The sequence below is a fragment of the Streptomyces sp. NPDC012508 genome (assembly GCF_042902595.1).
In the GTDB taxonomy this organism is placed as follows: Bacteria; Actinomycetota; Actinomycetes; order Streptomycetales; family Streptomycetaceae; genus Streptomyces.
In genome coordinates this window covers 386,710-407,731 of the sequence record NZ_JBIBEO010000004.1, presented here as the reverse complement: position 1 = coordinate 407,731, position 21,022 = coordinate 386,710, and the positions used below count along the sequence as shown (strand labels likewise).

The window sequence follows — 21,022 nt, the reverse complement described above, 5'->3', positions numbered from 1 at the left end:
CGCCCCCGTACCGTGAGCCCCATGGCACGTCCCGCGCGGCTCACCCCACCGCCCTGGCTCACCGCCGGGCTCCGTCCGGCCCCCGCGCCCATCCCCTGGGCCGCCGTCGCCCGCGCCTCCGTCGCGCTGTCCGCCCCGCTCGCCGTCGGACTCGCCGTCGACCAGCCCGTCTACGGGGCCCTGGTCTCCATGGGCGCCCTCTCCGGGGTCATCGGCGACACCGCCGACGCGTACCGCATGCGGTTCTACAACATCGCCGTCCCCCAGCTCTTCGGCGCTCTCGGAGTCACCCTCGGCAGCCTCGTGTACGGCGAAGGCTGGCTCGCCGTCGCCGTGCTCACCCTGATCGCGCTCGTCTCCGGGATGATCTCCTCGATCGGCGCCGTCGCCTCCGTGTCCGGCCTGCTGCTGCTCCTCAACGCGGTCGTCGGCGCCGGCCTGCCGATGCCCGATCCCTGGTGGAAGCCGCCCCTGCTGCTCGGGATCGGCGGGGCCTTCGTCCTCGTCCTGACCCTGCTCGGCTGGCCGCTGCGCGGCGGGGTCCCCGAGCGGACCGCCGTGGCCGGCACCTACCGGGCCGTCGCCGACGTCCTCGAAGCCGCCGGCACCGACGCGTACGACGAGCGGCGCCAAGATGTCACCGCCTCCCTCAACCAGTCGTACGACCTCGTCCTCGCCCGCCGCGCCCGCGAGCACGGCCGCGCGCCGATCCTCGTACGGCTGCTGGCCCAGCTCAACGCGGTCATCGCCCTCGTGGAGGCCGCCCCGGCCGCCCACGTCGCCGCCCGCCGCTTCCACCGCCCCCTGCACCCGGCGATCCCGGCCGCCGTGCGCGCACTCGCCGACGCGGTCGGGGAGGGCCGTACCGACATCCCCGACCTCGACCTCCCCGACGCCACACGCCCCGCCGAGAAGGCCGTCGACCAGGCCCTGCGCCACGCGGCCACGGTCGTCCGCCAGGCGGAGCCCAACCCCTACAACGTGGACGACCGTCTCGGGCGCCCCGCCGCGCTGCGGGTCAGGTCCCGCCGGGTGGTGCGCGGGGTCCTGCTCTCCGAGGAGTCCTGGCGGTACGGGCTGCGGCTCGCGCTCTGCATCGGCCTCGCCCAGTCGGTGGTCTCGGTGATCGAGGTGCCCCGCTCGTACTGGGTCGCCCTCACCGTCACCTTCGTGATGAAGCCGGACTTCGGCTCGGTCTTCTCCCGGGCCGTGCTGCGCGCGTTCGGCACGGCCGTCGGGCTCGTCACGGCCGCGCTCGTCCTCGCCGAGGTGCCGCGCGGATGGTGGGACGTGCCGGTGATGATCGTCCTCGCCGCGCTCATCCCCGCCTTCTCCGCCAAGGGGTACGCCTTCCAGACCGCGGCGATCACCCCCGTCATCCTGCTGCTCTCCGACCTCCTCAACCAGCAGGGCTTCGACCTGGTGCTGCCCCGGCTCTACGACTCCCTCATCGGCTGCGGGATCGCCCTGGTCGCCGGCTATCTGCTCTGGCCGGAGTCCTGGCACAGCCGGATCGGCGACCGGCTCGCGGACTCCGTCGCCGACTCGGCGGCCTATGTGACGCAGGCGTTCTGCTCGCCGGAGGACGAGGACCCGCCCGCCCGTCTGCGGGCCCGGCGGAAGCTGTACCGCGATCTGTCCGCCGTACGCTCCGAGTTCCAGCGCGCCCTGACCGAACCGCCGCCGACCGGCACCGTGGCCTCCGCCTGGTGGCCGCTGGTCGTCGCCGTCGAGCGGATCGTCGACGCGACGACCGCCGCCCGGGTCCGTGTCAACCACGGCGCCCCGCCCCCGGCCCGGGAGGAAGTCACGGCGGTGGAGCAGCAGTTGCGGGAACTCGCCGACGGGCTGCGTGGCACGGACGTCCTCATCGAGGTACGGACGGAACTGACGGGCGACGAGGAGGGCGTGCTCGCCCCGCTGCGCCAGGAGGTCATGGCGGCCCGCGCGATCGCCACTCCCCGCGCCACCGCGGGCTAAACGCCCCGCTGGGGGCGCACCGATGCCCTTACCGGCGGTCACAGAACGGAAGGTTCCATCCGCCGTTACCGGAATCCGTCCGGGCGACTACGATGCGCTCGATTCACCTTGATCCGTGCGCGGTCCGGCGAACAACTGACTCGGCGGCACGGTCACTTCGTCCTGCACCGCTCCCGTGCCCCCCAAGGACAGCCGCCATGCGCACGACCACCGGCAGAGGGCTCCAGCCCAATGTTCTCGGGACCTTCGACACCATCGTCATGGCCGTCGCGGGCAGTGCGCCCGCCTACTCCCTGGCCGCCACCACGGCCGTGCTCTTCGGCGCGGTCGGCCTCGCCGGACCCGCGGCGCTGCTCTACTGCGCGATACCCATGCTCGGCATCGTCCTCGCCTACGCGCGCCTCGGCAGGATCGACGTCAACGCGGGCGCCGGCTACTCCTGGGTGGGCCGCACCCTCCACCCCTTCCTCGGCTTCCTCTCCGGCTGGGCCCTCGTCGTCTCCGCGACCGTCTTCATGGTCGCCGGATCGCTCCCCGCCGGCGCGCTGACGCTCTCCCTCGTCGATCCCGGGCTCGCCGACAACACCCCGCTCGCCGCGGCCGTCGGCGCCGGCTGGTTCCTGATGATGCTGCTCGTCGTCCTGGGCGGCGCCCGGCTCACCGTACGGGCCCAACTGATCATGTCGGGCGTCGAGATGTTCATCCTCGTCGCCTTCATCCTGGCCGCGCTGCTGCACCGCGGCCACGCGACCGCGTTCGACTGGTCCTGGTTCGGCTTCGGCCACTTCGACGGCCCGGCGGGCTTCGCCTCGGGCGCGCTGATCGCCGCGTTCTACTACTGGGGCTGGGATGTCACCAGCAACCTCAGCGAGGAGACCCGGAACAGCCGTCGCACGGCCGGGCTCGCCGCGATCGTCGGCGTCGGAGTCGTCTTCCTGGTCTTCGAGGCGTTCACGGTCGCGGTCAACGTGCTCCTGACCTCGGGGCAGATCGAGTCCGCGGGCGCGAACGTCCTGGCCGTGCTCGGCCAGGAGATCTGGCCGGGAGTGGGGGGAAAGCTGCTGGTCGTGGCGGTCCTGCTGTCCACGATCGCCACCCTGGAGACCACCCTCATCCAGGTGACCCGCTCGCTCTTCGCGATGGGCCGCGACCGCACGATGCCGGCCGCGCTCGGGACCGTGCACCGGCGCTGGAACACCCCGTGGGTGGCGATCGCCGCCGTGGGGGGAGCCGCGCTGCTGATGTTCGGCGCGGCGGCGGCCGCCGGTCCGATGGGGCGGATCCTCAGCGACGCGGTGTCCGCGATCGGCCTGCTGATCGCGTTCTACTACGGCCTCGGCGGGATCGCCGCGGTGGTCGCGTACCGGGGGATGCTGCTCAGCTCCGTACGGAACTTCCTCGTCGGGGGCGTCTGGCCACTGCTCGGGGCGGCTTTCATGCTGTGGGCGTTCGTCGAGTCGCTCGGCGAACTGACCACGACGTCACGGGTCATCGGCCTGGGCGGGCTGCTGGTGGGCGTGGTCCCGATGCTCGTGTACTGGCGCCGGGGCAGCGCGTACTACCGCCCGGCGCGGCTCGACGCGGCGCGCGCGCTGGCGGCCGCGGAGCCGTTCGCACCGAGCACGGCGCGGGCACGCAGGACGGACGAATCACTGGCGACGGACTTCTGACACGAGGCGCCGCCGGCGTCACGGCTTCCGGCTTCACGGCTTCTGGCTTCATGGCTTCCGAGGGAGGACCTGGATGGCCGCTCTCCGCCGATCGGGGCGCTCGGCCCGCGCGGCCCGCTTCACCCCCGTCTTCGACCCGGACTTCGGCGACCGCGCTCTCACCGAGGCGCGGCACGACATCGTCATCGGCCGTTGGCAGGGCGTACGGGATCTGCTGCGGGACACCGGTGAGGACTGGGCGCGCCGGACACACCGGGTGCGGCTCCTCGCGCACGCGGCCGCGGGCAGTTCGTCGGTCGAGGCGTGGCGGGCGGCGGAGCCGGACAGCCCGGACGCGGCGGTGCTGCGGGCGGCCACCGAGGTGGTGCGGGTCTTCGACACGGCGATCGCCGCCGGCCGGGGCACGGTCGTGGACCGGGGGCGGGTCGACGCGACCGTCGACGCCTGTCTGCGGGCGACGGAGGCGGCCCCGGCGGACCCGATGCCGTGGGTCTCGCTGCTCTCGGTGGCCCGGCTGTACGAGGGCGGGGTGCCGCGCCGAGAACTGCGGCAGTGGTTCGACGAGTTGCGGCGCCGCGACCCGTACAACACCGAGGGACACGCGCAGGTGATGCGCTACTGGTCGGCGCGGTGGCACGGCACGCACGGGGCGATGTACGACTTCGCGCGGGACGCGGCCGGTGTCGCGCCGCCCGGGTCGCCGCTGCCGGTCCTGGTGCAGGTGGCGCGGGTGGAGGAGTACCGCTACATCGCGGACGGGGCGCTCGGGCGAGGTCCCGTGCGTGGCTTCGACCAGCACTGGAAGCACGAGCTGGCGGTGGACGAGCTGCGCCGCACGTTCGAGCGGTGGATCGGTGGCCGCGAGCCGGGCGGCCCGGTGGCGCCGGAAGAGGTACCGGACCTCAACTACCTGGCACACGCGGCCTGTTACGCGGGCCAGGTGGAGGTGGCGCGCGAGGTGCTCGGGATGCTCGGGACGCGGGCGGCATGGGTGCCATGGGCGTACACGGGGGACCCGGAGGAGCAGTTCGTACGGTTCAGGGAGGGTCTGGGAGTGGTGTGAGGGGCGGTGCCACGCCCCTCACACCACGTTCAGCGGGCTCAGACGCCGATGTCGCGGCCGTCCTTGCGCCAGACGGAGACGACCGACGGGCGGACGATCTTGCCCGGTCCGTCGGGCCACTCCGACTTGGGGTTCTCGACGGAGGCGCCGTCGAGCTCGCCCGGGTGCTGGACCGCGACGATCACGCGGCGGTCCTGGATGATCGGGCCGCAGGTCTCGGCGCCCTTGGGGACGGTCAGGAACTGCTTGATCTCACCGCGCCGCTCGCCCTGGGTGGCGACACCGAACAGGCCGTCGTGCGAGCCGAGCTGGGCGCCGTCGGTGGAGATCCACAGGTTGCCGTGCGGGTCGAAGGCGACGTTGTCGGGGCAGGAGATCGGGGAGACCTTGTCCTTGGGGAAGCCCGCGAAGTACGTGGCCGGGTCGTTCGGGTCGCCCGCGACGAGGAAGAGACGCCAGGCGAAACCGTCCGAGGCCGGGTCGTCCCAGTGCTCGGCGAGCTCCAGGATCTGGCCGTGCTTGTTGAGGTTGCGCGGGTTGGCCTCGTCCGCCGGGGCCTTGCCGGCCTTGCCGCGGTCGGAGTTGTTGGTGAGCGCGACGTAGACCCGGCCGGAGCGCGGGGACGGCTCGACGTCCTCGGGACGGTCCATCTTGGTGGCGCCGACCTTGTCACCGGCGAGGCGGGTGAAGACGTACACCTCCGCGGCGGTCATGCCCTCGACGTGCGAGACGTCGCCGGTGGCCAGCGGGATCCAGACGCCGGAGCCGTCGAACTCGCCGTCGTTCGGGAGCTTGCCGGTGCCGTCGATCTGGGCGGCCGGGCTGTCGCCGGTCAGCTTGGCGACGTAGAGGGTGCCCTCGTCGAGCAGGGTCAGGTTGTGGGCGTGGGCGGCGCGGGAGTTGCCCTTCATCATCCGCTTCGACGAGACGAACTTGTAGAAGTAGTCGAAGCGCTCGTCGTCACCCATGTAGACGACCGGGCGGCCGTCGGCGGTGAGGCGGGGCTGCGCCGCCTCGTGCTTGAAGCGGCCGAGCGCGGTGCGCTTCTTCGGGATGGACTCGGGGTCGTACGGGTCGAGCTCGACGACCCAGCCCTGACGGTGGGCCTCGTTGGGCTCCTGCGCGAGGTCGAAGCGCTTGTCGAACCGCTCCCACTTGCGCTCGGAGGCGCCGGTGCCTATGCCGTAGCGCTTGTCGGTGGCGCTGGAGCCGTTGGCGAAGTACTGGTTGAAGTTCTCCTCGCCGTGCAGCGTGGTGCCCCAGGGGGTGGTGCCGCCGGCGCAGTTGTTGAGCGTGCCGAGGACCTTGCGGCCGGTCGGGTCGACGGAGGTCTTCAGGAGCGCGGAGCCGGCGGCGGGGCCGGTCAGCTCGAACTCGCTGGTGGTGTGGAGACGGCGGTTGAGCGGGTGGCGCGTGACCGGCGTGAGCTTGCCGGAACGCTTCTCCTCCTGGACCACGACGACGGAGAAGCCGTGGGCGGCCCAGGCGATCTCGACCTGCTCGCGGGTCGGGTTGGCGGCGTCGTACGCCTTGAACATCAGGATCTCGTCGGTGTACTCGTGGTTCGCGACGAGGATCTGGCGGTCCCGCTCCCCGGGGAGGGGGAGGAGGCTCAGGAAGTCGTTGTTGTAGCCGAACTGGCCGGCCTGCGCGGCGGCGGTCTGCTTGTCGGCGTCGAAGGCCGGTGCGCCGCGGAGGATCGGCTCGCCCCAGCGGATGACCACGTTCTGCTCGTAGCCGGCGGGCACCGTGACCTTGTCGGCCGTGTTGGGCGCGACGGGCGTGAAGCGGAGACCACGGGCTCCGTCGGCGACGGGGCGGCCCTTGGCGGCGGCGGTGGCGGCGTCCGAGTTGGCCGCGGCGACGGCGGGCGTGGCGCCACCCGAGCCGATGACGGCGCTGCCGGCAGCGGCGGCGACGGTCACGACAGCGGCGGCGCGCACCATGGAACGACGCGAGAGAGCGCCGGCTATGACGTCACCGACGTACTCGTTGTCGCTGGTGTTGGGCACCTCATGGAAGCAGGCGTCACCACAGCGGAACCGACAGGTGAGGGCGGAACGGCCGCCTCCGTGCGGGTTGGTGCTCAGCAGCGGCAGCAGTTTGCGCACTTGGTCCTCCTCCGGCGCTTACTGCGCCGCCCCTTGGTCCCGACATGGTGTCGGGATTCCCGTTCGGCGGTGACGTTATGTGCACACATCTGCACGGGGGCGGCGCGGAAGTGAACGCCGAATGAATGAGCGGGAACGGGGTCTGATTCGGGGGCGGTTGGGGGAGGACGGGGTGGCCGCCCGGGGGCGGTTGGGGGTGCGCGGGGGGAGTACGCGGCGCGGACGGGCCGAGGGGCGAGGGGCCAGGGGCCGTTCGGGGGTGGTCCGGGGGCCGGGATTCCGGGTCCGCTTGGGGGCGGCGAAGGGCCGGTCGGGCGCACGATTCCGGTGCGAATCGGGCGTGCGGGGGCTAGGATTCCGGCTCCGGTTGGGGCGCCGGGGGCGACACACCAGGGGCCGCTAACCTTACGTGTCCGCCCTGGCCAGGGATGATTCCTCCCAGTACGGACATTCACCGCACCCAACTCATGCGAAAGGCCTCGCCCATGGGCATTCGGAGCTTGCTGCGCAAGGTGTTCGGACGCGATCGTGCGGAACGGCACGCCGATTCCCCGGCAACCTCCGTCCCGCCCCAGGCGGCCCCGTCCCGCCAGGAGGACCCCGCGCCGACGCCGCCCCCGACGGAGGACGAGGCCCGGCGCGCGGCGGACGACCTGGTGGCGGCGGCCTTCGACAACCCGAAGGTCCCTGCGGCGAGGACGGCCCAGCAGCCGGACGCCGAGGCCGAACCGGCCACGGAGAAGCCGGCGGAGCCGGAGGCGGAGGCTGCCCCGGCCGTGGCGGACCTGCCCAAGCAGGCCACGACGGAGCCGGTCGCGGAGGCGAAGCCGGAGCCTGCCGAGGCGGAGGCGGAGGCGCCTTTGTCGGAGGAGGCACCGGAGCCTGCCGAGGCGGAGGCCACGCCTTCGGAGGAGCCCGTCGCGGAGGCGGCTGCCGAGCAGGTCGCGGCGGAGCCGGAGACCGAGGCTGCCCCCGAGGTGGCGGACGAGCCGCAGGCCGAGGCCGCCGCCGAGACGGCGGCCGCGCCGGCGGAGGAGGCCGTGGCCGAGGTCGCCGACAAGGGCGAGGCGGAGGCCGAGGCCGCGCAGGAGGAGCCCGCCGCCGAGGCGCCCGCCTCGGACGAGGCCGAGCCGGTCGCGGCGGAGGCCGAGCCGGTCGCGGAAACCGCCGTTACCGAGCCGGAGACCGCCCCCGCCGAGGCGGAAGCCGCAGCGGACGCACCGGCCACCACCGAGCCCGAGGCCACTCCGGCCGAGGCCGAGGCCGTAACGGACGAGCCGGTCGCCACCGAGCCCGTCGCGGCGGAGGCCGAGCCGGTCGCGGACGAAACCGCCGTCACCGAGCCGGAGACCGCCCCCGCCGAGGCGGAAGCCGCAGCGGACGCACCGGCCACCACCGAGCCCGAGGCCACCCCGGCCACCGAGCAGGAAGCCGCCGCCCCGGCCGAGGACGAGCCCGAGCCCGAGCCCGCAGCGGACGAGCCGGTCGCCGCCGCGCCCGAGCCGGTCGCCGCCGCCGCGGTCGTCGCGGACGAGCCCACCCCCGACAGCACCCTCGCCACCGACGCGCCGCAGCTCGTCGAGGCGTACGACGCCGCCGCGGCCGTGCTCAAGGAGCGCGGGCTCGTCGGGGCGGCGCCTGTCGCCGTGTACCTCGTCGTCGACCGGTCCGGGTCGATGCGCGGGTACTTCAAGGACGGCTCCGTCCAGCGCCTCGCCGAGCAGACCGTCGCCCTCGCCGCGCACCTCACCGAGGACGCCACCGTCACCGCCGTCTTCTTCTCCACGGACATCGACGGCACCGCCGAACTCCGCCCCGCCGGCATCGACGGCCGCATCGACGAGATCAACGCGGGCCTCGGCCGCCTCGGCCGTACCAACTACCACCGCGCCGTCGAAGAGGTCCTCGCGCACCACGCGAAGACCGACCCCGCCCGCCCCGCCTTCGTCGTCTTCCAGACCGACGGCGCCCCCGAGTCCAAGACGGCCGCCACCCAGGCGCTCGCCGAGGCCGCCGAGCGCCCGATCCACTGGCAGTTCGTCGCGTGGGGCGAGGAGGACAACAAGGCGTTCGACTACGTCCGTAAGCTCACCGCCCCCCGTACCGGCCACTACCTCGCCGGCCCGGCCCCGTCGGAGACCGCCCACGCCGACTTCTACCGCGGGCTGCTCTCCACCTGGGAGATCTGAGCAGGGCCCACAGCAGACCTGGTGGTGCCGGTGACGGGCAACGTCACCGTCACCACCAGGCCGCCGCCCTCCCGCTCACCCCGGGCCACCGCCCCCACCGTGCCCCCGTGGGCCGCCGCGATCGACCGGACGATCGACAGACCGAGCCCGGCCCCCGGACCCATCCGGTCGCGCCCCTCGCCCCGCCGGAACGGCTCGAAGAGCCCCGGCACCTCATCGGCCGCCACCACCGGCCCCGTGTTCACGACGGTCACCACGCCACCGTCCACCCGCACCTCCACGGACCCCCCGGGGACGTTGTAGGCGACGGCGTTCGCGACGAGGTTCCGTACGAGCTGCCCGAGCAGCACCCTGCTCCCCCGTACGACACGACCGCCACCGTCACCGCCCGCCCCGCCACCGGCACCGCCACCGGCGCCGCCCACCCCGCCGCCGTCCCCGCCGCACTCCACCCCGAACGCCTCGCACTCCTCCGCGACCACCTCCCCCAGCCGTACGTCCTCCCGCTCCTCCAGCCCCCGCTCACTCCGGGCCAGCACCAGCAGCCCGTCGATGAGCCGTTCACTGCGCCGGTTGGTGTCCAGCAGCACCTGCTTGACCTCGGTCGCGTCGTCGAGCCCGATCTGGATCGCGGCGCGCTGCGTGGCGAGCGGGGTCCGCAGCTCGTGCGAGGCGTTCGCGATGAACCGCCGCTGGCTGTCGAACGCGGCCTCCAGCCGACCGAGCAGCGCGTCGATCGTGTCGCCGAGCTCCTTCAGCTCGTCGTCCGGCCCGCTCGCGCCGATCCTCCCCCGGACCCCGTCCGTGGGGTTCCGCTCCGAGAGCAGCCGCGCCCGCGCCGTCATCTCGTGGACCGGCCGCAGGACCCGCCCCGCCGTCCACCAGCCGACCGCGACCGCGCCGAACGCCATGACGGCCAGGGCGAGGCAGGACCACATGAGCATCTGCTCGCCGGCGGCCCGGCTGACGTCGTCGCTCAGCCGGTACGCGGTGACCGTCTCGAACGGCGCCACGACCCGTACGCGCGCCGCGATGGCCTCCGCCTCGCCCTCGGTACCGGCCCGGGACAGCAGGTTCACGATCGTCAGGAGGCACCCGCCGAGGACGACGAAGACGCCCCCGTACACGAGGGCGATCCGGGTCCGGATCGTCGAGCCGGAGCCCAGCACACCCGCGCTCACAGCGCGTACCCCACGCCCTGGACCGTCCGGATCAGCGCGGGCTCGCCGAGCTTGCCGCGCAGCTTGCTCATGCAGACCCGTACCGCGCCGGTGAAGGGGTCGGTGTGCGCGTCCCAGGCCCGCTCCAGGAGCTCCTCGGCGGAGACCGTGGCGCCGTCCGCCTCCAGCAGGATCTGGAGCACGGAGAACTCCTTCGGCGACAGGTCGAGCGCCCGGCCGTCCCGCGTCACGGTCCTCCGTACGGTGTCCATCACCACCCCCGCACGGTCGAGGAGCGGCGGTACGGGCCGGGCGCTGCGCCGCCGCAGCGCGCGGACGCGGGAGACCAGCTCGGGGAACTCGAAGGGCTTGCCCAGATAGTCGTCGGCGCCGAGGTCGAGCCCCTCGACGCGGTCCTCGGTGGAGGCGGACGCGGTCAGCATCAGGATCCGGGTCCGGGCGGTGCGGGCGACGAGAGCGCGGGCCACGTCGTCGCCGTGGACGCGGGGCAGGTCGCGGTCGAGGACGACGACGTCGTAGTCGTGCAGGCCCAGGTAGGCGAGGGCGGCGTCGCCGCTGTAGACGGTGTCGACGGCGAAGCCGGCCCGCCGCAGGCCGGTGGCGAGAAGCTCCGCGAGGACCTCCTCGTCCTCGGCGACTAGTACGCGCATGATCTCTTCCTCGCTGCCGGTCACGGCTCTTTCTAAGCCGCCCAACGTTTCGCGGACGTCTCCACGCTCCCGCCCCGTCCCACCCCTCGGTTATCGATGTGAGTGGATCTTGAACTGCCCGTTAGGATTTCGACCATGGCGGCCACTGGATCCGAGAAGCAGGGGGCGAAGGCGTTCTACGTCTCGACCCCCATCTACTACGTCAACGACGCTCCTCACCTGGGCCACGCCTACACGACCGTCGCAGGCGACGTGCTCACGCGCTGGCACCGTCAGCGCGGCGAGAAGGTGTGGTACCTCACCGGCACGGACGAGCACGGTCAGAAGATCATGCGCACGGCCGAGGCGAACAACGTCACGCCCCAGGCCTGGTGCGACAAGCTCGTCGAGGAGGCGTGGAAGCCCCTCTGGGAGCACCTGAACATCGCGAATGACGACTTCATCCGGACGACGGAGAAGCGTCACACGGACCGCGTCCAGGAGTTCGTGCAGGACCTGTACGACAAGGGCGAGATCTACAAGGGCGGGTACGAAGGCCCGTACTGCGTGGGCTGTGAGGAGTACAAGCTCCCCGGCGATCTCATCGAGGCGGAGGACGGCACGAAGCTGTGCGCCGTCCACAAGAAGCCGGTGGAGATCCTCAAGGAGGAGAACTACTTCTTCAAGCTGAGCGAGTACGGCCCGAAGCTGATCGAGTTCTACGAGTCGAACCCGGGCTTCGTCCAGCCGGAGTCGGCGCGCAACGAGGTCGTGAACTTCGTCAAGCAGGGCCTCGAGGACCTCTCGATCTCGCGCTCGACGTTCGACTGGGGCGTCCCGGTCCCGTGGGACGACAAGCACGTGATCTACGTGTGGATCGACGCGCTCCTGAACTACGCGACGGCGGTCGGCTACAACGAGAACCCGGAGAAGTTCGACGAGACCTTCCCGGCGAACGTCCACCTCATCGGCAAGGACATCCTCCGGTTCCACGCGATCATCTGGCCGGCGATGCTCATGGCGCAGGGCCTGCCGGTCCCGGGCCGTGTGGCGGCGAACGGCTGGCTGATGGTCGGCGGCGAGAAGATGTCGAAGTCGAACCTGACCGGCATCAAGCCGCAGGACCTGACCTCGCACTTCGGCGTGGACGCGTACCGCTGGTACTTCCTGCGGGCGATCGCGTTCGGCCAGGACGGCTCGTTCTCCTGGGAGGACTTCACCGCCCGCTACACGAGCGAGCTCGCGAACGACTACGGCAACCTGGCGTCCCGGGTCGCGGCGATGGTCGGCAAGTACTTCGACGGCGCCCTGCCGGCCGCGACGGCCGACGGCGACGCGGAGAAGGCGATCCACGAGGGCCTGGCGAAGGCGGTCGCGACGGCCGACCAGAAGATCGGCGAGGAGCTGGACTTCCAGGGCGGCATCCTGGCGATCTTCGACTTCGTGAAGCAGGTCAACGGCTACATCACGGAGCAGGAGCCGTGGAAGGTCGCCAAGGACGACTCCACGGCGGGCCGCGCCCGCCTGGCGACGATCCTGTACACGGCGGCCGAGTCGCTGCGCGGTGTGGCGGTCCTGCTGAACGCGATCATGCCGGAGACCTCCCAGAAGCTCTGGGACTCCCTGGGCGCGGAGGCGTCCCTGGGCGCCTTGGCCGCCCAGCCGGTCCAGTCGGCCGGCGACTGGGGCCGACTCCCGGCGGGCACGACGGTGACGAAGGGCGCGGTGCTCTTCCCGCGCCTGGAGGAGCCGAAGACGGCGTAAGGCTCGTCCCGCACGCACCCCCTGCGCACAGAACGCCCGGCCGGGCTCTCCCCGGCCGGGCGTTCTGCGTAACGGGCCTGCGCGCCGCATCGCCGCGCTGGTCCGGTGACGACGAAGGGCCCGGAATCCGAGGGGATTCCGGGCCCTTCCGTGCTCCAGGCGGTGTGACTACCGCGCCGCGTCCGGGTGGACCGCGTCCGTCACCGGGCGGTCCGTGACGACCTTCGTCTCGACCGGCTTGCGGAGCTGGATGTTCAGCTCCTTCAGGCGGGCCTCGTCGAGTTCCGTCGGGGCGCCCATCAGGAGGTCCTGGGCGTTGCCGTTGAGCGGGAAGGCGATCGTCTCGCGGATGTTCGGCTCGTCGGCCAGGAGCATCACGATGCGGTCCACGCCCGGGGCGATGCCGCCGTGCGGCGGGGCGCCGTACTCGAAGGCGCGGAGCATGCCCGCGAACTCGTGCTCGACCGTCTCGCGCGAGTAGCCCGCGATCTCGAAGGCCTTGAACATGATCTCGGGCTCGTGGTTCCGGATCGCCCCGGAGGACAGCTCGATGCCGTTGCAGACGATGTCGTACTGCCAGCCGAGGACGTCCAGCGGGTCCTGCGTCTCCAGGGCCTCGAGGCCGCCCTGCGGCATGGAGAACGGGTTGTGCGAGAAGTCGATCTTGCCGGTCTCCTCGTCCCGCTCGTACATCGGGAAGTCGACGATCCACGCGAAGCGGAAGACGTTCTCCTCGAACTGGCCGGCGCGCTTGGCGGCCTCGACCCGGACCGGGCCCATGATCTTGGAGACCTCGTCGAACTCGCCCGCGCCGAAGAAGATCGCGTGGCCCGGCTCGAGGCCGAGGCGCTCGGTGAGGACCTTGACGTTCTCCTCGGTGAGGAACTTGGCGATCGGGCCGGTCAGGGCGTTGCCCTCGCCGACGCGGACCCAGGCCAGGCCCTTCGCGCCCAGGGAGACCGCGAAGTCGCCGAGGGAGTCGAAGAACTTGCGCGGCTGGTCACCGGTGTTCGGCACCGCGAGCGCACGCACGTGCTTGCCCGCGAACGCCTTGAACTCCGAGTTCTCGAACACGTCGGAGATGTCGACGAGTTCGAGGGCCGTACGCAGGTCGGGCTTGTCGTTGCCGTACTTGAGCATCGACTCGCGGAACGGGATCCGCGGGAACGGGGACGTGACGTGACGGCCGCCGCCGAACTCCTCGAACAGCTCCGTCATGAGCTTCTCGATCGGCTGGAAGACGTCTTCCTGCTCGACGAAGCTCATCTCGACGTCGAGCTGGTAGAACTCGCCCGGCGAACGGTCGGCGCGCGCGTCCTCGTCGCGGAAGCAGGGCGCGATTTGGAAGTAGCGGTCGAAGCCGGAGATCATCAGCAGCTGCTTGAACTGCTGCGGCGCCTGCGGCAGCGCGTAGAACTTGCCCGGGTTCAGACGGGACGGGACCACGAAGTCACGGGCGCCCTCGGGGGAGGTCGCGGCGAGGATCGGGGTCGCCATCTCGTTGAAGCCGAGGGCCACCATCTTGGAGCGGATGGAGGCGATGACGGCGGAGCGCAGCATGATGTTGCGGTGCATGCGCTCGCGGCGCAGGTCGAGGAAGCGGTACTCCAGGCGCCGCTCCTCGTTCACGCCGTCGTCGGCGTTGATGGTGAACGGGATCTGCTTGGCCGCGCCCAGGACCTCGACCGTGGCGGCCTCGATCTCGATCTCGCCGGTGGCGAGCTCCGGGTTGACGTTCTCCGCGCCACGCGAGACGACCTTGCCGTCCACGCGGACGACGGTCTCCTTCGTCAGCTTGTCGAGCACTTCGGCGGCGGCGGTGCCGGGCCGGGCGACGAGCTGCGTGATGCCGTAGTGATCGCGCAGATCGATGAAGAGGATGCCGCCCAGGTCGCGCCGATTGTGCAGCCAGCCGCTCAGCCGGACGTCGGTGCCGACGTCAGAGGCGCGGAGCTCGCCGCAGGTGTGGGACCTGTACCGATGCATCGTCGTTCATCCAGTCTTCGGGATCCATGGGGGTGTGCCGCCGTGACGGCAGACCCACCAAGCGTACCGGGAGACCCAAGATCGCTTTTCGAATACGCTCAGTGGCGACCTGCTGTCCGATATTCATAAAGTAGGGCAATGCGCACCGAGGACGTCCTGGCCGCGATCGCGACCGGCCTGTGGCGCTGGGACAACGCTTCCGGGACCGTGACGCTCGACGCCGAGGCGGCCCGGCTGCTCGGGCTGCCCGCCGAACCGGTCCAGCTCACGGAAGCGGCCGTACGCTCCCGGTTTCATCCCGTCGACTGGAACGAGATCGACGGGGTCGTGAACCTCGCCGTCGCCGAAGGGACCCTCGCCGAGGCCAGGCTGCGGATCATGGACGGCGACGGACGGGTGCTCCGTACGGTACGGAGCAGGTCCAAGCCGCTCATCGAGGGTGACGACTACGAACTCGTCGGCACCCTCCAGGAGGTCGCCGAGCCCCAGCCCGGCACCGCCGCCCGCACGCCCGTCACCGGCGACTGGCGCCGCTCGCGCGAGGCGTTCCTGCTCGACGCGGGCCGGGCGCTCGCCGAGGCCCGGTCGACCGCCGAGGTGCTGCGGGTCGCCGCCTCCCTCTCCATGCCGGGCTTCTCGCCGGACGGACTCGCCGTCTTCGGAGTCGCGGGCGAACGGCTGACGATCATCGGCCACCACGGGCACAACACGGGCGACGAGGGCCCCTTCACCTCGATGTCGGTGGACACCGACTACCCGGCGGCCGAGGTCGTACGGACCGGGCGGGCGATCTACCTCCCGACACCCGAGGAGTACCTGCGGCGCTTCCCGGTGACCTGGCCGCTCGCGCAACGCTTCGGCAGGCAGTCCTGGGCGTACCTCCCGCTGATCGTCGCCGGCCGCACCATGGGCGCCTGGATGGCCGCCTTCAAGCACCCCGTCGCCTTCACCCCCGACGAGCGCTCCGTCCTCACCACGGTCGCCCGGATGCTCGCCCAGGCCCTCGCCCGCGCCGGTGTCGCCGAGTCCGAGCGCGAGCTGTCGCTCGGGCTGCAGCGCACGATGATGCCCGTCCTCGGGCCCGGCATCCCGGGCCTGCACGTCGCCGCCCGGTACGTGCCGACCGGCGGCGGGCTCCAGGTCGGCGGCGACTGGTACGACATGATCCAGCTGCCGGGCGGCCGCATCGCGCTCGTGATCGGCGACGTCCAGGGTCACGACGTGCGCGCCGCCGGGCTGATGGGCCAGCTGCGGATCGCCCTGCGCGCGTACGCCTCCGAGGGCCACCGCCCCGACGCCGTCCTCTCCCGTGCCTCGCGCTTCCTGTACGGGATCACCGACGGGGACGCGACCGAGACCGCGGCGGACGGTGCCGCCCGCGGCCGCGGAGAACACCCGAACGGGGGCGCGCCGGACGGGGGCGCGCCGGACGGGGGTGTCGCGTCGTACGGGGGCGGGGGGCCGAATGGTGCCGGGGGGCCGGACGGGCGTGGCCATGACGTCGGTCCGCGCTTCGCGACCTGCCTCTACCTGGAGATCGACCCGGTCACCGGCGTCGTGGACATCGCCCGCGCCGGGCACCCCGACCCGGCGGTCCGGATGACCGACGGAACGGTACTGCTGCGCCCCACCGCCGGCGGTCTGCCCCTCGGCATCGTCCCGGACACCGACTACCCGACGACCCGGTTCACCCTGGAGCCCGGCGAGACCCTGATGATGTGCACCGACGGGCTCCTGGAGACCGGCGGCCACGACCTCGACAGCGGCTGGGAACGGATCCGCGCGCTCCTCGAAGGGCACGCCGACGACTCCTTGGAGGACCTGGCCGACAGCCTCGTCGAGGCCGTCCACGGGCCCGGCTCGCACCACACCACCGGGCCGCTCGCCGACCGGCGCGAGGACGACATCGCCCTCCTGCTCGTCTCCCGCCAGGGTCCGGCCGTCCGCGAGGCCCCGCGCCGCACCATGATGACCATCGCGCAGGCGGAGCCGGAGCGGATCGCGGCCGCCCGCCAGCACATGCGGCAGCTGCTGCACGACTGGAGGGACGAGGACCAGCTCGACTCGGCGGTCCTGATGGTCTCCGAGATGGTCACCAACGTCCTCATCCACACGGACGGCGACGCGCTCCTCGTCGCCGAGGTGACCTGCGCCGAGGACGCCCGCCGGCTGCGCGTGGAGGTCTCCGACGGCAGCGACGAGCTGCCGCACAGGCGGCATCCGGGGGAGATGGCGTCGTCGGGACGTGGCCTGGTCCTGATGGAGATGCTGGCGCACGCGTGGGGCGTCGACCCGCGGGGAGAGGGCAAGTCCATCTGGTTCGAACTCCACGAGCCCCCCTCGGAGAAGGGCTGCTGCGCGTAGGAGGCAGGCCGGGGAGCGCGGTGGGCGGGGAGAGGCAGCGCGGCTTCCCCTCCGGGGCCCGGCCGCGCTGCGTCTCCACGGCCGGGCGCCGGTCCGCGCAACGCGCGAGGCCCGCCGCCGCGGAGGAGACTGGTGGCGTACGCCCGCCGTCGCCGGGGGGACCACGGAGCACCTCATGGACACCCACAAGGTCGGAAGCGACACCACCGTCCTGGCCGACAGCCTCGAAGTGCCGGGCATCGGCCACCTCCCCATCAGCGCATACGTCGTCACCGCCGCTGAACCGGTCGTCGTCGACACCGGTGTCTCGATATCCGACCGGGACTTCGTCAACACGCTCGGCTCGGTCATGGATCCCGCCGATGTCCGCTGGATCTGGCTCACGCACCCCGACCGCGACCACACGGGCGGCATCTTCGACCTGCTCGTGGCCGCGCCCCGGGCGAAGGTCGTGACCACCTTCATCGGTGCCGGGATCATGACGACCGAGCGTCCGCTGCCGATGGACCGCGTCTACTTCCTCAACCCCGGCCAGTCCCTCGATGTCGGCGACCGCATGCTGCGCGCCTTCAAGCCACCGCTCTTCGACAACCCGGCCACGGTCGGCTTCTACGACGAGAAGACCCGGATCTGCTTCAGCTCCGACTGCTTCGGCGGGCCGATGCCGACCGCGGAGCTCGCCGAGAGCGGGCACGCGAACGACCTCAAGCCCGAGGAGCTGCGGCAGGCACAGCTGCTGTGGGCATCCGTGGACAGCCCGTGGGTGCACGTCGTGGACCCGGCGAAGTACGGGGCGACGATCGATCCGCTGCGGGAGATGAACCCGGAGATCGTGCTCTCCACCCATCTGCCGCCCGCGGTGCGGATGACCGACCTGATGATCGAGACGATCACGATGGCCCCGGACGCGGACCCGTTCGTGGGCCCGGACCAGGCCGCGCTGGAGCAGATGCTGGCGACCTTCGAGCCGGGCGGGATGCCGGCGGCCACCTGAGTCACCGGTCCGGCGCGGACGCCTCCTGCCCGTACCGTCCGCGCAGCTCGCCGATCACCCCGAAGGCGGCCGCCGTCACGGGGACGGCGAGCAGCATGCCCAGGATCCCGGCGACGGACGCGCCGGCCGTGATGGCGAGCATGACGAGGGCCGGGTGCATCTGCACGGTCCGGCTCTGGATCATGGGCTGGAGGACGTTCCCCTCGATGACCTGGACGGCGAGGACCACGCCGAGGACCCAGAGCGCGATGACGAAACCCCGGTCGGCGAGGGCGACGAGGACGGCGACGGCCCCGGAGAGGAAGGCGCCGAGGTACGGGATGTAGGCGGTGACGAAGACCAGCGCGCCGAGCCCGACGGCGCCGGGCACCCGCAGGATCAGCAGCCCGACGGTGATGAGGATCGCGTCGACGAGGGCGACGACGGTCGTCCCGCGCATGAAGCCCTCGACGGCCTCGAAGGCGCGGCGGCCCATGGCCTCCATGGTCTCGCCGGTCGAGTGAGGGGCGAGCGAGCGCAGGGCGCCGGCGGCCTTGTCGGAGTCCCGGAGGAAGAAGAAGATCAGCAGCAGGGCGAGGACGGCCATGGCGGCCACCTGGCCGACGACGCTCAGCCCCGAGATCACCCCGGAGGCGGCGGTCCCGCCGAACTTCTCCAGGAGCGCCTTCGCGTTCTTGGAGAGGTCGTCGATCGAGGTCCCGGCCGCGCCCAGATGGTCGGCGATGTCGACGGCGGCCTGCCGCAGCGAGGCGACGATCTGGTCACCGGTCTCGATCAGCGCGAGGACGACGATGTAGGTGGCGCCGCCGACGAAGCCGAGGACCGCGAGGACGGTGAGCCCGGCGGCCAGCGACTTCTGCACCTTCATCCGCACGAGGCGCCGGTGGAGCGGGCCGAGGAGCGCGGTGCCGAGGATGGCGAGCAGGACGGGCGTGACGGCCGTCTGGAACACCACGCACAGCCAGATCCCGACGGCGGCGACCCCGGCGACGAGCAGCAGGACGACGCACCAGGCGGCGACCCGTCGGGCGGCCTCGGGGAGGAGGGGGCGGGGGCTCGGCGTCTGCACCCGTCCACCGGACCACGCCGCCCGGCGTGTCGTCCTGCGCTGCGGGCCCGGACGAGTGACGCCCCGTCAGGAGGCGGTGCGGGCGCGGGTCCCGGCACGGAAGCGAGCCCGCGCCGACACACGCGTACGGGGCCGGGCGCGTCGCACCCGACCCCGTGGAACCATGCCCGTACGGGGACCGGCCTGGGGCCCGTACCCGTACCGCACTCGTCCCCTACTCGCCTACTCGCCCATCCCGTGCACCGCCGGGATCGTGCCGAGCCGGCCCGCCTGGAAGTCCTCGAAGGCCTGGCGGAGTTCGGCCTGGGTGTTCATGACGAACGGGCCGTAGTGCGCCATCGGCTCACGGATCGGCTGCCCGCCGAGGACGACGACCTCCAGATCGGGCGTGTGCCCGTCCTGCTTCTCGTCGGCCCGGACGGTGAGCGCGCCGCCCTTGCCGAAGACCGCGGTCTGGCCCATGTGGACCGGCCTGCGCTCCGTACCGACGGAGCCCCGCCCCGCGAGCACGTAGACGAGCCCGTTGAAGTCCTCGCGCCACGGCAGGGTCACCTCGGCGCCCGGCCGGATCGTCGCGTGGATCATCGAGATCGGGGTGTGCGTGACGCCCGGTCCGGCGTGGCCGTCGAGCTCGCCCGCGATGACGCGGATCAGCGCGCCGCCGTCGGGGGAGGTGAGCAGCTGCACCTGGCCGCCGCGGATGTCCTGGTAGCGCGGGGCCATCATCTTGTCGGAGGCGGGCAGGTTCACCCACAGCTGGAGCCCGTGGAAGAGTCCGCCGCTGACGACGAGGGACTCCGGCGGGGCCTCGATGTGGAGCAGCCCCGAGCCGGCGGTCATCCACTGGGTGTCGCCGTTGGTGATGGTGCCGCCACCGCCGTTGGAGTCCTGGTGGTCGAAGATCCCGTCGATGATGTACGTGACGGTCTCGAAGCCGCGGTGGGGGTGCCAGGGGGTGCCCTTGGGCTCCCCGGGGGCGTACTCCACCTCTCCCATCTGGTCCATCATGATGAACGGGTCGAGGTACTGGTAGTTGATCCCGGCGAACGCGCGGCGCACCGGGAAGCCCTCGCCCTCGAATCCGGACGGGGCCGTGGTCACGGCGAGCACGGGGCGGGAGACGGCGTCGGCCGGGGCGGCGACGCGCGGCAGGGTGAGCGGGTTCTCGACAGTCACAGCGGGCATGGCGGGACCTCCTTGTGCGACCACTTTAGTTGAACAATGAACTTCCTGCCACCCGGAACGCGGAGCGCCCGGGAGGAATTCCTCCCGGGCGCTCTCCCACGTCTCCAGCCTGCGTCAGCCGTACATCCGCCGCATCGCGAAATCGACCATCTGCTCGACGGCCTTCGCGTCGAAGACCATCCGGTGGTCGCCCTCCATGTCGAGGACGAAGCCGTAGCCGGTCGGGAGGAGGTCGATCACCTCGGCGCCGGTGATCACGAAGTACTTCGACTCCTTGCCCGCGTACCGCCGCAGCTCCTTGAGCGAGGTGAACATCGGGATGACCGGCTGCTGGGTGTTGTGCAGGGCCAGGAAGCCGGGGTTGTCGCCGCGGGGGCAGTAGACCTTCGAGGTCGCGAAGATCTGCTGGAAGTCCTCGGCCGACAGGGACCCGGTCGTGAAGGCCCGTACGGCGTCGGCGAGGGAGGGGGGTGAGGGCTCGGGGTACAGGGGCGGCTGCTGACCGTACCCGCCCTGCGGGGCACCGCCCTGCATGCCCGGCTGCATGCCGGGGTGCATGCCCTGCTGCGGAGGGGGCGCGTACTGCTGGGCGCCCGGAGTCTGGTCGTAGCCGTACATGGTGCCCAGACTATCGACCGCGCCACCCCTGCCGGGACCCCTACGGGGTGGTCGCCCCGCAAGCCGGGTGGTAACCCTGTCCCCACCGGCCGGCACAGCGATTGTCGTCACAGATGACCGGATAGGGGTTGCTTCTTATTACCGGCGGGTAGCATTATCGATTGAGAGCATTAGCTACTCGCTGGTACGTGTACGAGGAACCTGCCTCCCCGATCCTTA

Annotated in this window: 14 protein-coding genes; 7 read left to right on the top strand and 7 right to left on the bottom strand. The window is 71.9% G+C overall.

What is annotated here, in order from left to right; genetic code table 11:
* The first annotated feature begins 21 nt into the window (after positions 1–21).
* The 3 genes from ACFY8U_RS16090 (at position 22) to ACFY8U_RS16080 (ending at position 4,713) form a co-directional block, all read left to right on the top strand.
* Complete coding sequence (locus ACFY8U_RS16090) at positions 22–1,980, top strand: FUSC family protein (protein ID WP_389570356.1); 1,959 nt, start codon at positions 22–24, stop codon at positions 1,978–1,980.
* A gap of 197 nt (positions 1,981–2,177) precedes the next feature.
* Positions 2,178–3,650 (top strand): APC family permease, encoded by a 1,473-nt coding sequence (locus ACFY8U_RS16085; RefSeq protein ID WP_389570353.1) that lies wholly within the window; start codon positions 2,178–2,180, stop codon positions 3,648–3,650.
* A gap of 73 nt (positions 3,651–3,723) precedes the next feature.
* On the top strand, positions 3,724–4,713 hold the full coding sequence (locus ACFY8U_RS16080; protein WP_361600446.1) for a hypothetical protein: 990 nt from the start codon (positions 3,724–3,726) through the stop codon (positions 4,711–4,713).
* A gap of 38 nt (positions 4,714–4,751) precedes the next feature.
* Here ACFY8U_RS16080 and ACFY8U_RS16075 read toward each other — a convergent pair whose 3' ends face one another.
* On the bottom strand, positions 4,752–6,824 hold the full coding sequence (locus ACFY8U_RS16075) for a PhoX family protein (RefSeq protein ID WP_389570350.1): 2,073 nt from the start codon (positions 6,822–6,824) through the stop codon (positions 4,752–4,754).
* 485 nt (positions 6,825–7,309) lie between these two features.
* Here ACFY8U_RS16075 and ACFY8U_RS16070 point away from each other — a divergent pair, with 485 nt between their 5' ends.
* Positions 7,310–9,013 (top strand): VWA domain-containing protein, encoded by a 1,704-nt coding sequence (locus ACFY8U_RS16070; RefSeq protein ID WP_389570347.1) that lies wholly within the window; start codon positions 7,310–7,312, stop codon positions 9,011–9,013.
* On the opposite strand, the gene ACFY8U_RS16065 is transcribed toward ACFY8U_RS16070, so the two are convergent.
* Positions 8,980–10,194 (bottom strand): sensor histidine kinase, encoded by a 1,215-nt coding sequence (locus tag ACFY8U_RS16065; RefSeq protein ID WP_389570345.1) that lies wholly within the window; start codon positions 10,192–10,194, stop codon positions 8,980–8,982. The genes ACFY8U_RS16070 and ACFY8U_RS16065 overlap by 34 nt on opposite strands.
* Positions 10,191–10,844, bottom strand: coding sequence for a response regulator transcription factor (locus ACFY8U_RS16060; RefSeq protein ID WP_361435264.1), 654 nt, complete (start codon positions 10,842–10,844; stop codon positions 10,191–10,193). Before ACFY8U_RS16060 ends, ACFY8U_RS16065 begins: the two co-directional genes overlap by 4 nt.
* A gap of 135 nt (positions 10,845–10,979) precedes the next feature.
* On the opposite strand from ACFY8U_RS16060, the gene metG reads away from it, so the two are divergent.
* A complete protein-coding gene (metG, locus tag ACFY8U_RS16055) occupies positions 10,980–12,587 on the top strand; it encodes a methionine--tRNA ligase (RefSeq protein WP_389570343.1) in 1,608 nt (535 codons plus the stop codon).
* 168 nt (positions 12,588–12,755) lie between these two features.
* Here metG and aspS read toward each other — a convergent pair whose 3' ends face one another.
* On the bottom strand, positions 12,756–14,573 hold the full coding sequence (gene aspS, locus ACFY8U_RS16050; RefSeq protein WP_361754916.1) for an aspartate--tRNA ligase: 1,818 nt from the start codon (positions 14,571–14,573) through the stop codon (positions 12,756–12,758).
* Between the two features lie 138 nt (positions 14,574–14,711).
* On the opposite strand from aspS, the gene ACFY8U_RS16045 reads away from it, so the two are divergent.
* Both ACFY8U_RS16045 and ACFY8U_RS16040 read left to right on the top strand, forming a co-directional pair.
* Positions 14,712–16,937 (top strand): SpoIIE family protein phosphatase, encoded by a 2,226-nt coding sequence (locus ACFY8U_RS16045; protein WP_389570340.1) that lies wholly within the window; start codon positions 14,712–14,714, stop codon positions 16,935–16,937.
* A gap of 175 nt (positions 16,938–17,112) precedes the next feature.
* The gene (locus ACFY8U_RS16040; RefSeq protein ID WP_389570338.1) at positions 17,113–17,931 is read left to right on the top strand and encodes an MBL fold metallo-hydrolase; all 819 of its coding nucleotides are present in this window, start codon (positions 17,113–17,115) and stop codon (positions 17,929–17,931) included.
* Position 17,932: 1 nt separating this feature from the next.
* On the opposite strand, the gene ACFY8U_RS16035 is transcribed toward ACFY8U_RS16040, so the two are convergent.
* The 3 genes from ACFY8U_RS16035 to ACFY8U_RS16025 all read right to left on the bottom strand — a co-directional run bounded on the left by ACFY8U_RS16035 (position 17,933) and on the right by ACFY8U_RS16025 (position 20,803).
* The gene (locus ACFY8U_RS16035) at positions 17,933–19,000 is read right to left on the bottom strand and encodes an AI-2E family transporter (protein ID WP_389570336.1); all 1,068 of its coding nucleotides are present in this window, start codon (positions 18,998–19,000) and stop codon (positions 17,933–17,935) included.
* A gap of 222 nt (positions 19,001–19,222) precedes the next feature.
* Positions 19,223–20,185, bottom strand: coding sequence for a pirin family protein (locus tag ACFY8U_RS16030; RefSeq protein ID WP_361754904.1), 963 nt, complete (start codon positions 20,183–20,185; stop codon positions 19,223–19,225).
* Positions 20,186–20,299: 114 nt separating this feature from the next.
* Entirely contained in the window at positions 20,300–20,803 is a 504-nt protein-coding gene (locus tag ACFY8U_RS16025) for an SseB family protein (protein ID WP_361435275.1), read from the bottom strand.
* Between the last annotated feature and the right edge of the window lie 219 nt (positions 20,804–21,022).

Bases quoted from the DNA above. Each gene is read 5' to 3' on its own strand.
- aspS (WP_361754916.1), bottom strand. From the start codon at position 14,573: ATGCATCGGTACAGGTCCCACACCTGCGGCGAGCTCCGCGCCTCTGAC.
- ACFY8U_RS16040 (WP_389570338.1), top strand. From the start codon at position 17,113: ATGGACACCCACAAGGTCGGAAGCGACACCACCGTCCTGGCCGACAGC.
- ACFY8U_RS16045 (WP_389570340.1), top strand. From the start codon at position 14,712: ATGCGCACCGAGGACGTCCTGGCCGCGATCGCGACCGGCCTGTGGCGC.
- ACFY8U_RS16060 (WP_361435264.1), bottom strand. From the start codon at position 10,844: ATGCGCGTACTAGTCGCCGAGGACGAGGAGGTCCTCGCGGAGCTTCTC.
- ACFY8U_RS16030 (WP_361754904.1), bottom strand. From the start codon at position 20,185: ATGCCCGCTGTGACTGTCGAGAACCCGCTCACCCTGCCGCGCGTCGCC.
- ACFY8U_RS16080 (WP_361600446.1), top strand. From the start codon at position 3,724: ATGGCCGCTCTCCGCCGATCGGGGCGCTCGGCCCGCGCGGCCCGCTTC.
- ACFY8U_RS16090 (WP_389570356.1), top strand. From the start codon at position 22: ATGGCACGTCCCGCGCGGCTCACCCCACCGCCCTGGCTCACCGCCGGG.
- ACFY8U_RS16025 (WP_361435275.1), bottom strand. From the start codon at position 20,803: ATGTACGGCTACGACCAGACTCCGGGCGCCCAGCAGTACGCGCCCCCT.
- metG (WP_389570343.1), top strand. From the start codon at position 10,980: ATGGCGGCCACTGGATCCGAGAAGCAGGGGGCGAAGGCGTTCTACGTC.
- ACFY8U_RS16085 (WP_389570353.1), top strand. From the start codon at position 2,178: ATGCGCACGACCACCGGCAGAGGGCTCCAGCCCAATGTTCTCGGGACC.
- ACFY8U_RS16070 (WP_389570347.1), top strand. From the start codon at position 7,310: ATGGGCATTCGGAGCTTGCTGCGCAAGGTGTTCGGACGCGATCGTGCG.